The sequence below is a fragment of the Kineococcus sp. R86509 genome (assembly GCF_042466365.1).
Lineage (GTDB): Bacteria > Actinomycetota > Actinomycetes > Actinomycetales > Kineococcaceae > Kineococcus.
On sequence record NZ_JAXHCE010000001.1, the window covers coordinates 4,182,932 to 4,196,663 of the forward strand.

Genomic DNA, 13,732 nt, shown 5'->3' on the forward strand with positions numbered 1-13,732 from the left:
GCTCAGAGCCCCCGCAGCTGCGCCCTCAGGTCCGCCCCGCCCACCGGGGCGGGGCCCCTGCGGGCCCACGACGGCAGCACGCTGACGGCGAGACGGCAGGCCTGCGCCCAGGAACCGGGCAGCGACTCGTCGTCGTAACCGGTCAGCGAGCGGGCCGGGGCGTCCAGGTCGACCTCGGCCCGGACCGCCGCGACGTCGGCGGCGACCTCGTCCGACGTCGCGGACAGGTCGTCCGGTTCGGCACCGAGCAGGACGGCCGTGCAGCGTTGCTCCCGGACGTAGCGCTCCGCGGCCGCTCGGGTGGGTGCTTCGCCGGCGGCGGCGGCGGTCAGCAGCACGGTGTGCACCCGCAGCGCGTGCCGCAGGGCCGCCAGGTCGGGGTCGTGACCCTCGGCCAGGACGTGCCGGCCGCCGTCGAGGGCGCGTTCGCGCGCCGCGAGCGCCATCGCCCGCACCGGGTCGCACGACGCCGCGCGCAGCAGTGCGGCCGCGTCGAGCACGCGTCGCCAGGGGTGGCGTTCGTCCTCGAGGGCCGGTCGCAGCCGGGGGTGGCGTTCCTCGACCAGCGCGGCTGCCAGCAGCGCCACCTCGAGGGTCGGCCCGGCGTGCAGGACCTGCGACACGCTCGGTGGGGCCGCGGGTCGGGCGGTGACTGGTGCTCGAGTGGTTGCCGTCACCCCACCAGGGTGCGGTCGAGTCCGGGTGGTCGCAGCTCGGACGGGTCCCGCCGGTGGTGCGGCGGGACCCGTCCGACCGGGTCAGTCGACGGCGGGAGCGGGGGCAGCGCTCTCGTCGCTGCCCTGCTCGCCGCTCGCGTCCGCGGTCTTCGCGCGGCTGCGACGACGGCGACGTGGCCGCTCCGCGGTCTCGCCACCCTCGGCGGGTGCCGGGGTCTCCGCGACCGCGGGAGCCTCGGGGGTCACCGCCGCTCCGTCCGCCCCGACCGGGGTCTCCACGACCTGGGTCTCGTCGAGTTCGACCCCGCTGCGGGTCCGGCGGCGCTGACGGTCGCGGCGGGGACGCTCGACGCGTTCCTCGACGACACCTTCCTCGGCGGCGACAGCGGTGGGGCCGGCGTCGCGACGGGGACCACGCCCACTGTCACGCCCACCGTCGCGCCCGGATTCCCGGCCACCGTCCTTGCGGGGGCGTCGGCCCTTGCTGGCGCCGACCTCCCCGAGGTCCTCGACCTGCTCGGCCTCGAGGCCGGCGCGGGTCCGGCTCGCGCGCGGGAGGCGTCCCGTCGTGCCCGCGGGGATGTTCAGGTCGTCGAACAGGTGCGGCGAGGACGAGTACGTCTCGACGGGTTCGCCGAAGCCGAGACCGAGCGCCTTGTCGATGAGGCCCCAGCGGGGGAGCTCGTCCCAGTCCACGAAGGTGACCGCGACACCGGTGTTCCCGGCGCGGCCGGTGCGACCGATGCGGTGCAGGTAGGTCTTCTCGTCCTCGGGGCACTGGTAGTTCACGACGTGGGTGACGTCCTCGACGTCGATGCCGCGGGCGGCGACGTCGGTGGCGACGAGGACGTCGACCTTGCCGGCGCGGAACGCGCGCAGGGCCTGCTCGCGGGCACCCTGGCCGAGGTCACCGTGGATGGAGGCGGCCGCGAAACCGCGTTCCTCCAGCTGCTCGGCGACGGAGGCGGCGGTGCGCTTGGTGCGGCTGAAGACGATGGTGAGGCCGCGACCCTCGGCCTGCAGCAACCGGGCCAGGACCTCGACCTTGTCGAGGGCGTGGGTGCGGTAGGCGAACTGCGTGATGGCCGCGACGGTGGCTCCGTCGTCGGTCGGGTCCACGGCGCGGATGTGGGTGGGCTGACGCATGTAGGAGCGCGCCATCGCCACGACCGGGCCGGGCATCGTCGCCGAGAACAGCATCGTCTGCCGGCCCGGGTTGGTCTGCGAGAGCAGGCGTTCGACGTCGGGCAGGAAGCCGAGGTCGAGCATCTCGTCGGCCTCGTCCAGGACGACGCACTTGACGTTGGAGAGGTCGAGGTGACGCTGTTGCGCGAGGTCGAGGAGACGGCCCGGGGTGCCGACGACGACGTCGATGCCCTTGGTCAGCGCGGCGATCTGCGGTTCGTAGGCCCGGCCGCCGTACACGGTGAGGATGCGGGCGGGGTAGTTGCGGCTCGCGGTCGTCAGGTCGCCGGCGACCTGGGTGGCGAGCTCGCGGGTCGGGACGATGACCAGCGCCTGCGGCTTGCCGGGGTTCGGCAGGGCGTCGTAGTCGGGGTCACCCGGGACGGCGGTGCGCTGCAGGAGCGGGACGCCGAAACCGAGGGTCTTGCCGGTACCCGTCTTGGCCTGGCCGATGATGTCGTGCCCGGTCAGCGCCACGGGCAGGGTCATCGACTGGATGGGGAACGGGGTGGTGATCCCGGCTCCGGCGAGGGACTGCGCGATGCGCGCGTCGACGCCGTGCTCGGCGAAGGTGCCGACGGGCGGGGCCACGTAGGGGGCGGCCTCGGGGGTGGTCTGGTCGGACGTCTCGTGCTGGGCGTCCGTCGTGCTCGAGTCGGTCATGCGTCTCCCGTGCAGGGGGCGGCGGCGTCGACGACCCGCACGAGCTCACCGGGTGGGGAGCGCTCGAACCCTCCGTGAGGAGGTCGTCAGGCGGGACGTGCGGCCGCATCGCGGCAATCGGCAGCCGATCGTGACTGGCGACCGGGCAACCATGAACCTGACCATGGTAGCCGTGCCACCCCGTGCCCGGCGCGTGTCGCCCCCTCACACCCCGTCACAGCGCCCCCGGCGGTGCGGCGCGACGCCGCGGTGGGGTCTCCACCGCGACGTCACACCTCGTGCCCGCCCGTCAGGACAGGCCGAAGCCCACCTTGCGGACCTCCGAGGCACCGATGTCGATGTACCCCAGCGACGCCGCCGGGACCACCACGAGGCGTCCCTTCTCGTCCACCAGCCGCAGCACCGTGCCGCCGGACAGCGCCTCGGTGACCGCCGCGGTGATCTCCTCGCTGGTCTGGGCCGACTCGAACACCAGCTCGCGTGCGACGTTCTGCACGCCGATCCGAACCTCCACCGCAGTCCCCTCCCGGGTCTCGCCGTTCCTGAACCTCGCGTGGGGCGGTTGCCGCCCGCGATCGTCAGGCCACGCTAGCCGCCGCCGGGGCGCGACCGCGTTCCGGTTCGCCGCCAGCGGACGGGACGCAGGTGCGGGCCGGGTCGCTGCGCCCGGCTGTGCGGTCCCGGTGCGAAGCTGACGCCGTGCTCCTGCGTGCTCACGACGGCGACCCCGCCCGCCCCCCGGTGACCTCCCGACGGGCGGTCCTGCTCGGCGGAGCGGGGGTGCTGGCGGGACTCGCGGGGTGCACGGGCGACGCGGGTGGTGCCTCGTCGCAGGCCCCGGGGACCCCGGCACCCACCAGCTCGACGGCCACGCCGTCCCAGGTCGCGACACCCACGGTGACCCAGCCGACGCAGCCGCCGCTGCCCGAGGGCCTCACCGCGGCCGACGTCAGCGCCGGGGTCCTGCTGCGCAGGGTCCCGCAGTCCGGTGGGGGATCCCTCGTCGTCGTGCCGGGTTCCTCGCAAGCCCCTGCCTCGCAACGGGTCCGAACCCTCCGCGTCGAGGTGGAGCAGGACCTGGTCGACGCGGGCGTGCTGGACCCGGTCGCGTTCGCGGACTTCGCGCTGGGCGTCCTGAACGACCCGCGGAGCTGGGGTGCGGGCGGCACGACGAGCTTCGCCCGCACCGACGGCGACGCCGAGATCCGCCTCGTGCTGGCGACCCCCGACACCTCCGCCGCGCTCTGCCGACCCCTGCGCACCGGCGGGACGCTCTCCTGCCGCAGCGGTGACGCGGCGATCCTCACGTGGTACCGCTGGGTGGAGGCGATCCCCGACTACGGCGAGGACCGCACCGGATACCGGCAGTACGTCGTCAACCACGAGGTGGGCCACGCCCTCGGTCACGGCCACGCGCCGAACCCCGGGGCCGGGAAGCTCGCGCCGGTGATGATGCAGCAGACGAAGGGCCTGGACGGCGCGCTGCCGAACCCCTGGCCCAACCCCTGAGGCAGGGGCCCGGCACAGGGGGTCCGGCGGGTGCTGCGGCACCCCGGGTGGGAGGCTGCGCCCGTGCCGAGCGAGCTTCCCGACCGCGCCGAGGAGGTCCTCGAGGTCGTGCACGCCATCCCGGCCGGGCGGGTCCTGACCTACGGCGACGTGGGCGAGCTCGTCGGTGACCGCGGACCGCGCTTCGTCGGCAACGTGCTGCGCCGCTTCGGGTCCGACGCCCCCTGGTGGCGCGTGCTGCGGGCCGACGGGAGCGCCGCCCCGCCGCTCGCGGACCGGGCCCTGCGGCACTGGCGGGCGGAGGGGGTCCCGTTGCGGCGCCTCGCCCACGAGGCCGCCGACGTCCGGGTCGACCTGGGGCAGGCCCGCTGGGACGCGAGCGACTGGGTCGCCCCGTGGGCCCCGCGGTGAGCCTCCCCGAGGACCTGGCCCGCGCGCACCGGCGCTTCTCGGTGGAGTTCTCGCCCGCCCACGACGAGGCCTCGGCCACCCGGCAGTGGGCGAGCGTCGAACGGCTCGCCCGGTTCCGGCCGGTCTTCGCCTCGGTCACCTACGGCGCCGGCGGCGGCAGCCGGGAGGGGACGGTCGAGCTCGCCTCCCGCCTCGCCGCCGAGACGTCCCTGCGTCCGCTCGCCCACCTCACCGCCGTCGGGGAGTCCGCGGACCGGCTGCGCGGTGTCGTCGGCGACCTGCTGGCGGGCGGGGTGCGCGACGTCCTCGCCCTGCGGGGGGACCCGGACGGCGACCCGCACGCGCCCTGGACCCCGCACCCGCAGGGTCTGCAGCACGCCGACGAGCTGGTGCGGCTGGCCCTGGCCGAGGGCGCGTCCTCGGTGGGGGTGGCGGCCTTCCCGCTCGGCCACCCCGACTCTCCCGACCCCGACACCGACCTGCGCCACCTGCTGGGGAAGTTCCGCGCCGGAGCCTCGTTCGCGATCGCCCAGCTGACCTTCGACGTCGAGGACTTCCTCCGCCTGCGGGACCGCCTCGCCGCCGGCGGCTGCCAGGTGCCGCTTGTCCCGGGTCTGCTGCCCGTGACCAGCCCGCGGGTCCTCGAGGTGACCCGACGGCTCACCGACGGCCACGAACCCTCCTGGCTGCACCGTCGCCTCGACCCCTTCCTCGACGACCGGGGCGCCTTCCGCGAGGAGGGCCTGCGGGTCGCGGTCGAGGACGGCCGCCGGCTGCTGGCCGAGGGCGTGCCCCTGCTGCACCTCTACTCCCTGAACCAGGCCGCCAACGTCGAGGCGCTGGTGGCCGAGCTGGGACTGGCCGGGTGACGGCGGCGGGGGGCGCGGTGGGGGTCGCGGTGGGGGTCGTGTCGGAGGTCTGTGGTGCGATGACGAGGTGCTCGGGGAGAACGTGGACGACGGTGGTGCGGGCCGTGGGCCCGGTGGGGGCGGCGACGGTGCCCCCCAACGGCCCCGACGGCCGCGGCCGCCGCGGTTGCGGCGGGCTGCACCGGTCGAACCTCCTGCCGCACAGCCGGACCCGAGCCAGCAGCGGGTGCTCGACACCCGGCCCGGCAGCGGCCCGCTGGTCGTCCTGGGTGCCCCGGGGACCGGTCGTACCCGTACCTTGCGCGAACTCGTCGCGACCCGGGTGGAACGCGACGGCCTGGAACCGGACCGGGTCCTCGTCCTGGCCCCGACCCGTCGTGCCGCCGACCTGCTGCGCGACGACCTCTCGCAGCGGTTGCGACGCACGACGGGCCAGCCCGCGGCCCGCACGCCCCAGTCCTACGCCTTCGGCGTGCTGCGCCTCGTCCACGTCCACGAGGGAACTCCGCCGCCGCGCCTGATCTCCGGCGCCGAGCAGGACTCGATCCTGGCCGACCTGCTCCGCGGTCACCTCGCCGTCACCGCCGAGGAGGGCCCGGCCGTGACCGAGCTCTTCGACCTCGACGCCACCGGCGCGCTCACCGCCACGGGTGCCCTGCAGGTCCCGAGCTGGCCCAGCGACGTCCCCCGCGCGTCCTGGGTGCTGCGCAGCTTCCGCAACGAACTGCGCGACCTGCTGATGCGCGTCGTCGAACGGGGGCTGCGCTCCGCCGACCTGCTCGACCTCGCCCGGACCCAGGCCCGGCCCGAGTGGCGGGCCGCGGCCGCCCTCCTCGAGGAGTACCTCGACGTGAACGCCCTCAGCCGCTCCGAGGCCTACGACCCGGCCGCCGTGGTCGACGAGGCCGTCGTCGCCCTGCAGGCCCAGCCCGACCTGCTCGCCGCCGAACGCGCCCGCTGGGACCTCGTCGCCGTCGACGACGCCCACGACCTCTCCGACGCCGGTCTGCGCCTGCTCGAGGTCGTCGCCGGTGGGCGCGACCTCGTGCTGACCGCCGACCCGGACAGCGTCACCCAGGGCTTCCGCGGCGCCGACGCGCGCTCCGCCGCCGGGCTGGCCCAGCGGTTCGGGCCGCGACCGGGCGTCGACGCGCCGACGTTCGTGCTCGGCACCGGCTGGCGCCAGCGGCCCGTCCTGCACGACGTGACCCGGGCGGTCTCGACCCGCATCGGCGCTCTCGGCGGCGCCGGGCAACGCGCGGCCCGCGCGGGTCGCGGCCGCGGTGGTCACGTCGAGGTCGCCGTCCTCGGCTCACCCACCCAGGAGGCCGCCTGGATCGCCCAGCGGTTGCGCCGCCGCCACCTGCTGGACGGGATGCCCTGGTCGCGGATGGCCGTCGTCGTCCGCTCCGCCGGGCACACCGCCGCGCTGCGCCGGGGGCTCGCGCACGCCGGGGTCCCGCTCGCGGTGCCGCTCGCGGAGGTGCCCGTGCGCGACGAGCCGTCCGTCCGTCCGCTGCTGACGGCGCTCGCCGTCGTCCTCGACCCGCAGGCCCTCGACGACGCCACGGCCAGGGACCTCGTGACCTCGCCCGTCGGCGGGGCCGACGTGGTCGCCCTGCGGCGCCTGCGGCAGTCGTTGCGCCGCAGCGAGGTCGCCGCCGGTGGCGGTCGCAGCAGCGACGCCGTGCTCACCGGGGCGCTGGCCGGGGCGCTCGCCGCGCCGGAGGTCGGTGACCTCGCCGCGGCGGACGGTGACCTGGCGATGCTCGGCGTCGAGGACCCGGCCTTGCGCCCGGCCGTGCGGGTGGCGGTCGTCCTGCAGGCCGGTCGACGAGCGGCCGCGGCGCCCGACGCGAGCGCCGAGACGGTCCTCTGGGCGATCTGGGAGGCCAGTGGTCTGGCGGAGCGCTGGCAGCGGGCCGCCCTGGCCGGGGCCGTCGTCGAGGGGGCCGACGCCGGGCGCGCCGACCGCGACCTGGACGCCGTGCTCGCGCTCTTCGAGGCCGCGGGTCGCTTCGTGGACCGCTTCCCCGGGTCCGGCAGCGCGCAACGCTTCCTCGACCAGCTGATGGCGGCCGAGGTGCCCTCCGACACCCTCGCCGATCGCGCCCCCGACGCGGGGGCCGTCACGCTGACCACCCCGCAGGGCGCGGTGGGACGCGAGTGGGACCTCGTCGTCGTCGCCGGGGTGCAGGAGGGGGTCTGGCCCGACCTGCGGTTGCGCGGTTCCCTCCTCGGCGCCCAGGCGTTCGTGGACGTCCTCGAGGGCCGCGACTCCGACGGCCCCGGCGCGCGCCGCGCCGTGCTGGAGGACGAGCTGCGGCTCTTCCACGTCGCGGTCTCCCGGGCGCGGGAGGAGCTGGCGGTGACCGCCGTGCGGGCCGAGGAGGAACGCCCGTCGGCCTTCGTCGACGTCGTCGCCGACGCGGCCGGGCTGCACGAGGGCGCGCAGGACGAGGAGCGCGAACTGGCGACCGTGCCGCGGGCGGTGTCGTTGCCGGCGCTGGTGGCCCGGCTGCGCCAGGTCGTCTGCGCGCCGGACACGCTCGAGTCCCCGCAGCGCAAGGCCGCCGCGGCGTCCCGGCTGGCGGAGCTGGCCCGCGCCGGGGTCGGCGGCGCTGACCCGGCGCAGTGGTACGGCGTCGACGACCTCACCGACGACGGCCCGTTGCGGGCTCCGCACGAGGAGGTCGCCGTCTCGCCGTCGCGGGTCGAGAGCTTCGAGCGCTGCGGGCTGCGCTGGCTGCTGGAGAGCTCCGGCGCCCGCGCGGGCGACTCGACGAGCCAGTCGATCGGCAACCTCGTGCACCGCATCGCCTCCGAGGCTCCCGAGGCCGACGCGTTCGAGCTGCGTCGTCGCCTGGGAGTGCTCTGGCCGACCCTCGGACTGCCGGACGGGTGGGTCGCGGACACCGCGCGCGCCCGGGCCGAGCGGATGGTCGACAAGCTCGCGGAGTACTCCCGCGAGGCGCGCCGGGAGGGTCGCACGCTGGCCGGCGTCGAGCTCGACGTCGACGTCCTGGTCGGTCGCGCCCGCATCCGCGGCCGGGTGGACCGCCTCGAGGTCGACGGCGAGGGCCGCGCCGTGATCGTCGACCTCAAGACGGGCAGGACCCAGCCGTCGAAGGCCGACCTCGAGCGGCTGCCGCAGCTCGGCGTGTACCAGCTCGCTGCCCAGGAGGGCGCGTTCCCCACGGTGCCCGGCGGCACGGGGGGCGCCGCTCTCGTCCAGCTCGGCGGCAACCAGAAGAAGGCCCCGCAGCAGCGCCAACGCGCTCTGGACGAGGACCCCGAGCCCGGCTGGGCGTCCGACCTCGTCGCCCGCGCGGCCGAGGGGATGGCCGCCGACCGCTTCGAGGCGGTCGTCGGTCCGCACTGCGGGTACTGCCCGGTGTACAGCAGCTGCCCGGCCCAGGACGCCGGCCGCAGCGTCGTCGAGGAGGGTGGCCGGTGAGCGAGCTGCTGGGAGCCGTGGAGATCGCGCACCGGCTCGGACGGCCGACCCCGACCCCCGAGCAGGTGGCCGTGATCGAGGCACCCGTGGAGCCGATGCTGGTCGTCGCGGGGGCCGGCTCGGGCAAGACGGAGACGATGTCCTCGCGCGTCGTGTGGCTCGTCGCCAACGGCCTGGTGGCCCCCGAGGACGTCCTCGGCCTGACCTTCACCCGCAAGGCCGCCGGGGAGCTCGCCGAACGCGTCCGTCGCCGGCTGCGGGGGCTGCGGGCGGTCGGCCTGGGCGGGGACACCGCCGACGACGCGCTGGGCGAGGGGGAACCGGTCGTCTCGACCTACCACGCCTACGCGGCGTCGCTCGTGATCGACCACGGGCTGCGGATGGGCATCGAACCGCAGTCCACCGTGCTCTCCGACGCGGGTGCGTGGCAGCTGGCCTCCGACGTCGTGGAGACCTGGCGCGGCGACCTGCCCGGGGTCGAGGCCGCACCGAGCACCCTGGCCGCGGCGCTGCTCCAGCTGGCGGGGGAGTGCGCCGAGCACCTCGTCGACCCCGCCGACGTGCTGTCCTTCGTCGACGGGATCGACGCCCACGTCAAGACGCTGCCCAAGGACGACAGGAGCATCGCGAAGCTCGGCGCGCACGTCCCGGGGGAGCCCTACGCCAAGGTCCGCGACCTCCTGGCCGTCCAGCAGGCCCGCAAGGTCGTCGTCCCGCTGCTCGCCGAGTACGAGCGCCGCAAGCGCGACGCGGAGCAGCTCGACTTCGGCGACCAGGTGCTGCTCGCCGCCCGCCTGGCCCGCGAGGTCCCGGCCGTCGCCGTGGCGGAGCGGGCGAAGCACCGGATCGTGCTGCTGGACGAGTACCAGGACACCTCCTACGCCCAGCTCGCCCTGCTGCGTTCGCTGTTCGGGGACGGGCACCCGGTGACGGCCGTGGGCGACCCGCACCAGTCCATCTACGGCTGGCGCGGCGCCAGCGCGGGGAACCTCGTGAGCTTTCCCGCCCACTTCCGCCGCCTCGACGACACCCCCGCCGCCCAGCTGCCGCTCGCGACGAGTTGGCGCAACGACGAGGGCGTCCTCGCCGCCGCCAACGTCGTCGCCGAGCCGTTGAACGCTGCGCTCACGGCGGGGACGGTCGCGGTGCTGCGCCCGCGTCCGGGCGCCGGGACCGGCCGGGTGCGGGCGACGTTCGCCGCGACGGTCGAGGAGGAGGCCGCCGAGGTCGCCGCCCGCCTCGCCGAGGTGTGGCGCGCCGACTCCGAGCGGCTCGCCGTCCAGCGCCGGGTGGAGGGCGCCGACCCCAGACCCCGTCGCACCGCAGCGGTGCTGTGCCGCAAGCGGAGCCAGTTCGTGGTGCTGCAGCGCGCGTTGCGCGACGCCGGGTTGCCCGTCGAGGTCGTCGGGCTCGGGGGACTGCTCTCGACCCCGGAGGTCGTCGACGTGGTCGCGACCCTGCACGTCCTGCACGACCCGGGTCGTGGCGACCACCTCGCGCGGTTGCTGACTGGTGCGCGCTGGCGCCTCGGCGCCCGCGACCTCGCGGCGCTGGGGGTGTGGGCCCGTCAGCTCCAGCGGCAGCGCAACGCGCTGCCGCAGGACCAGCACGAACCGGGCGAGGACGTCGTCCTCCTGCCCGACGAGGTCGAGTCGGTGAGCCTCGTGGAGGCCCTGGACGACCTCCCGGGCGCCGGCTGGACCGGCCCGGACGGTCGCGGGTTGTCCGCCCGGGCGCACACCCGGCTGTCCCGGCTCGCCGCCGCCCTGCGCCGGTTGCGCAGCCGGACCCACCTGCCCGTCGCCGACCTGGTCGGCGAGGTCGAACGCGCCCTGCTGCTCGACGTCGAGGTGGCGGCCCGGCCGGGCAGTTCCCCGGCCTTCGCCCGCAGCAACCTCGACGCCCTCGCCGACGCGGCCGCGTCGTTCTCGGCGGGGTCGCAGCGGCCGGGGCTGGGGGGTTTCCTGTCCTGGCTGGACGCGGCCGAGGTCCGCGAGCGCGGACTGGAACCCGGAGCCTCCGACGTGGCGACCGACGCCGTCCAGCTGCTCACCGTGCACGCCAGCAAGGGGCTGGAGTGGGACGTCGTCGCCGTGCCCGGGCTCGTCGAGAAGTCGTTCCCCGCCACGGGGGAGACCGCACCGGGGTGGCTGGGCGGCATGGGTTCGCTGGGTGTCCTGCCCTACCCGCTGCGCGGGGACCGCTCCAGCCTGCCGCACTTCGACATCGAGGGTGCCGACACCCAGAAGGAGCTCGACACCGCCCGCGAGCAGTTCCTCGCCGCCTGCGGTGAGCACCAGCTCGCCGAGGAACGCCGTCTCGCCTACGTCGCGTTCACCCGGGCCAAGGAGGAACTCCTGCTGTCCGGGGCCTACTGGGACGATGCGACGAGGCCCCGGGAGCCCTCCCGGTTCCTGCGCGAGGTCCTCGAGGCCCCGCCCGGCGCCGTTCCCGGGCTCGTGGTGCTGCCGCCGGCGGCCCCGCCGGAGTCCGACGCGCCGAACCCGCGGACGGCAAACCCGCAGCGCGTCGTCTGGCCGGTCGATCCGCTCGCCTCCCGACGCGGCGACGTGGACGCGGGGGCCGCCCTCGTCCGCGCCGCGATGGCCGCGACGACCACCCTGGACGAGGTCGAGGAGGTGGACGAGGTCGACGAGGAGACGTCGTCCTGGGGCGAGCAGAGCCGGTTGCTGCTGGCCGAGCGCGCCCGGGCCCACGACGCCCCCGGGGTGCTCCTGCCCAAGCACCTCTCCGCGTCGCGGCTGGTGGCGCTGGCCCAGGACGCCGACGCGTTGGCCCTGCAACTGCGACGGCCCGTCCCGCTGGAACCCCGTCCGGCGACCCGTCGGGGGACGGCGTTCCACGCCTGGCTGGAGCAGCGCTTCACCGCGAGTTCGCTGCTCGATCTCGTCGACCTCCCCGGTGCGGCCGACGAGGACGCCGCCGACGACGCGGAGCTCGTGGCGCTGCAGCGTCGCTTCCTCGCCTCGGAGTGGGCCTCGCGGGACCCGGTCGCCGTCGAGGTGTCGGTGGAGACCCCCGTCGCCGACCTCGTGGTGCGGGGCCGGATCGACGCGGTCTTCTCGACGGTCTCGGCCGGGAGGACCCGGTGGGACGTCGTGGACTGGAAGACGGGCCGACCGCCGGAGGGGGACGGGGCGCGTGCCCGCGACGTCCAGCTCGCGGTCTACCGCCTGGCCTGGTCGCGGTGGCAGGGAGTTCCGCTGGAGGACGTCAGCGCGGCGTTCTTCTACGCCTCGACGGGTGCGACGGTCCGGCCCGTCGACCTGCTGGGCGCGGACGACCTGGAACGACTGGTCCGTTCCGTCCCGGTCGGGTAGTCGCCCAGGGTCGCGAGGAACTGCCGGAACGCGCGGTCGGTGCGGTCCCGGTCGCCGGTGGCGTGCAGGTCGGTGATCAGTCCGCGGATCACGGCCAGGACCAGGGTCGCGAGCTCCGGGCGCTCGAGGGTCCGCAGTCCGTCCTCGAGGGGTTGGAGCCAGTCGGTCGTCGCGGCCCGGCGCAGTTCCGGCCACAACGGCTCGACGGTGCTCTCGCGCAGTTCCCCGAACATCCGCAGGTAGGGCTGCCCGTCCGCCCCGGTGATCGCCGTCCACGCCCGGGTGAGGGTGTCGCGGTACGGCTCGTCGGGTCGTGGCCGGAGCAGGTCGCGGAACCCGTCGAGCTGTCGCTGCCGGGCCCGGCCGAGGACCGCGAGCAGCAGGGCGTCGCGGGTGCCGAAGTGGTAGATCAGCATCCGCGCCGAGGTCCCGGTGGCGGTGACGAACGGCCCGAGCCGGTCGGGGAGGCCGTGGGCGAGGGCGTGGTCGGCGCAGGCGTCGAGCAGTTCCTCCTTCCGTTGTGGCTGCGGTCGACGGCCCATCCCCGGATCTTTTCGCGTAACGATCGCTACGTCTAGCGTTGGTCGCCGGACGAGCGTGGAGGTCGGGATGAGGGTCGTGTTCGTGCACGGGGCGTGTGTGAAGGACGGGTCGTGGTGGTGGCACCGGACCGCGGACCTGTTGCAGGAGCGCGGTGTCCGCAGCGTCTCGCCGCTGCTGCCCAGTTGCGGCGAGGGGGGCGCGGGTGGTTTCGCCGACGACGTCGCCGCGGTGCGGGACGTGCTGCAGGACAGCGACGAACCGACGGTGGTCGTCGCCCACAGCTACGGCGGGATCGTCACCGCGGAGGCGGCCGGCGGGATCGATCCCGTCCGCCACCTGCTGCTGGTCTCCAGCTACCTGCCCGAGGTCGGCCAGGGCCTCGTCGACTTCGGTGAGGATCCCTCGCCCTTCCTCGACGTGGACGTCGACGCCGGCACGTTCGGGGTGCGCCCGGAACTCCTCGTCGACACGTTCCTGCACGACTGCGACCCCGAGGTCCGGGCCGAGGGGGAGCGCCACCTCGCCCGGCAGAACGTCGAGGTGACCTCGGCAACCGTCACCGCCGCCGCGTGGCAGGCCCTGCCCACCACCTACCTCGTCTGTGCCCAGGACCGCGGGACCCCGGCGCGGCGGCAACGCGAGCACGCCGCCCGCGCGGACACCGTCGTCGAGATCGACGCCGGCCACCACCCGTTCCTGTCCCGGCCGGCCGAGGTGCGTGACCTCGTCCTCCGCCTCGCGCCACGGTCCTGATCCGTGCTCAGGGGACGTAGCGGAACCCGTCGCCGTCGGGGTCGGCCAGCTCCACACCCTCCCCGGTCCGCCCGAGGCGGCCCCCGGTGGGACACCCATCGGTGTCACCACGTGGAGTGAGGTGTGGGTGCGACGAACCGGGCGCCCTGGCGACGAGATCGTCACCTCCACGCCTCACTCGACGCCGTACCAGGTGCCGGGATCCCGCCCTCGTGTGACCCGTGTCTCACGGGAGGTGGTGACATCGGTGGGTGCGACGGGTCAGGCGGGAGCGGCCTCGCTGTCCTCGTCGTCGGGGACGCGGCACCAGCGGTGGACGAGGAG

At 75.6% G+C, this 13,732-nt stretch carries 10 protein-coding genes; 6 read left to right on the forward strand and 4 right to left on the reverse strand.

Going from position 1 to position 13,732, the window contains the following annotated elements:
• Window positions 1-2: 2 nt before the first annotated feature.
• The 3 genes from SJY07_RS20435 to SJY07_RS20445 all read right to left on the reverse strand — a co-directional run bounded on the left by SJY07_RS20435 (window position 3) and on the right by SJY07_RS20445 (window position 3,039).
• Window positions 3-677 carry an oxygenase MpaB family protein gene (locus SJY07_RS20435; RefSeq protein ID WP_380161377.1) on the reverse strand — a complete coding sequence of 225 codons (675 nt, stop codon included), beginning with the start codon at window positions 675-677 and terminating at the stop codon, window positions 3-5.
• 81 nt (window positions 678-758) lie between these two features.
• On the reverse strand, window positions 759-2,525 hold the full coding sequence (locus SJY07_RS20440) for a DEAD/DEAH box helicase (protein ID WP_380161378.1): 1,767 nt from the start codon (window positions 2,523-2,525) through the stop codon (window positions 759-761).
• Between the two features lie 289 nt (window positions 2,526-2,814).
• Window positions 2,815-3,039, reverse strand: a complete 225-nt coding sequence (locus SJY07_RS20445; protein ID WP_328292374.1) for a DUF3107 domain-containing protein — start codon at window positions 3,037-3,039, stop codon at window positions 2,815-2,817.
• Window positions 3,040-3,224: 185 nt separating this feature from the next.
• On the opposite strand from SJY07_RS20445, the gene SJY07_RS20450 reads away from it, so the two are divergent.
• The 5 genes from SJY07_RS20450 (at window position 3,225) to SJY07_RS20470 (ending at window position 12,112) form a co-directional block, all read left to right on the forward strand.
• Window positions 3,225-4,034, forward strand: coding sequence for a DUF3152 domain-containing protein (locus tag SJY07_RS20450; protein WP_380161379.1), 810 nt, complete (start codon window positions 3,225-3,227; stop codon window positions 4,032-4,034).
• A gap of 63 nt (window positions 4,035-4,097) precedes the next feature.
• On the forward strand, window positions 4,098-4,445 hold the full coding sequence (locus tag SJY07_RS20455; protein ID WP_380161380.1) for an MGMT family protein: 348 nt from the start codon (window positions 4,098-4,100) through the stop codon (window positions 4,443-4,445).
• Window positions 4,442-5,314, forward strand: coding sequence for a methylenetetrahydrofolate reductase (locus SJY07_RS20460; protein WP_380161381.1), 873 nt, complete (start codon window positions 4,442-4,444; stop codon window positions 5,312-5,314). Before SJY07_RS20455 ends, SJY07_RS20460 begins: the two co-directional genes overlap by 4 nt.
• 226 nt (window positions 5,315-5,540) lie before the next feature.
• Window positions 5,541-8,771: an ATP-dependent helicase gene (locus SJY07_RS20465; RefSeq protein WP_380161382.1), complete on the forward strand. Its 3,231-nt coding sequence runs from the start codon at window positions 5,541-5,543 to the stop codon at window positions 8,769-8,771.
• Window positions 8,768-12,112 carry a UvrD-helicase domain-containing protein gene (locus tag SJY07_RS20470; RefSeq protein WP_380161383.1) on the forward strand — a complete coding sequence of 1,115 codons (3,345 nt, stop codon included), beginning with the start codon at window positions 8,768-8,770 and terminating at the stop codon, window positions 12,110-12,112. The genes SJY07_RS20465 and SJY07_RS20470 overlap by 4 nt, the downstream gene beginning before the upstream one ends.
• Here the strand turns inward: SJY07_RS20470 and SJY07_RS20475 are convergent.
• Window positions 12,022-12,654 (reverse strand): TetR/AcrR family transcriptional regulator, encoded by a 633-nt coding sequence (locus SJY07_RS20475; RefSeq protein ID WP_380161384.1) that lies wholly within the window; start codon window positions 12,652-12,654, stop codon window positions 12,022-12,024. The genes SJY07_RS20470 and SJY07_RS20475 overlap by 91 nt on opposite strands.
• Before the next feature lie 67 nt (window positions 12,655-12,721).
• Here SJY07_RS20475 and SJY07_RS20480 point away from each other — a divergent pair, with 67 nt between their 5' ends.
• The gene (locus SJY07_RS20480; protein WP_380161385.1) at window positions 12,722-13,408 is read left to right on the forward strand and encodes an alpha/beta fold hydrolase; all 687 of its coding nucleotides are present in this window, start codon (window positions 12,722-12,724) and stop codon (window positions 13,406-13,408) included.
• Window positions 13,409-13,732: the final 324 nt, after the last annotated feature.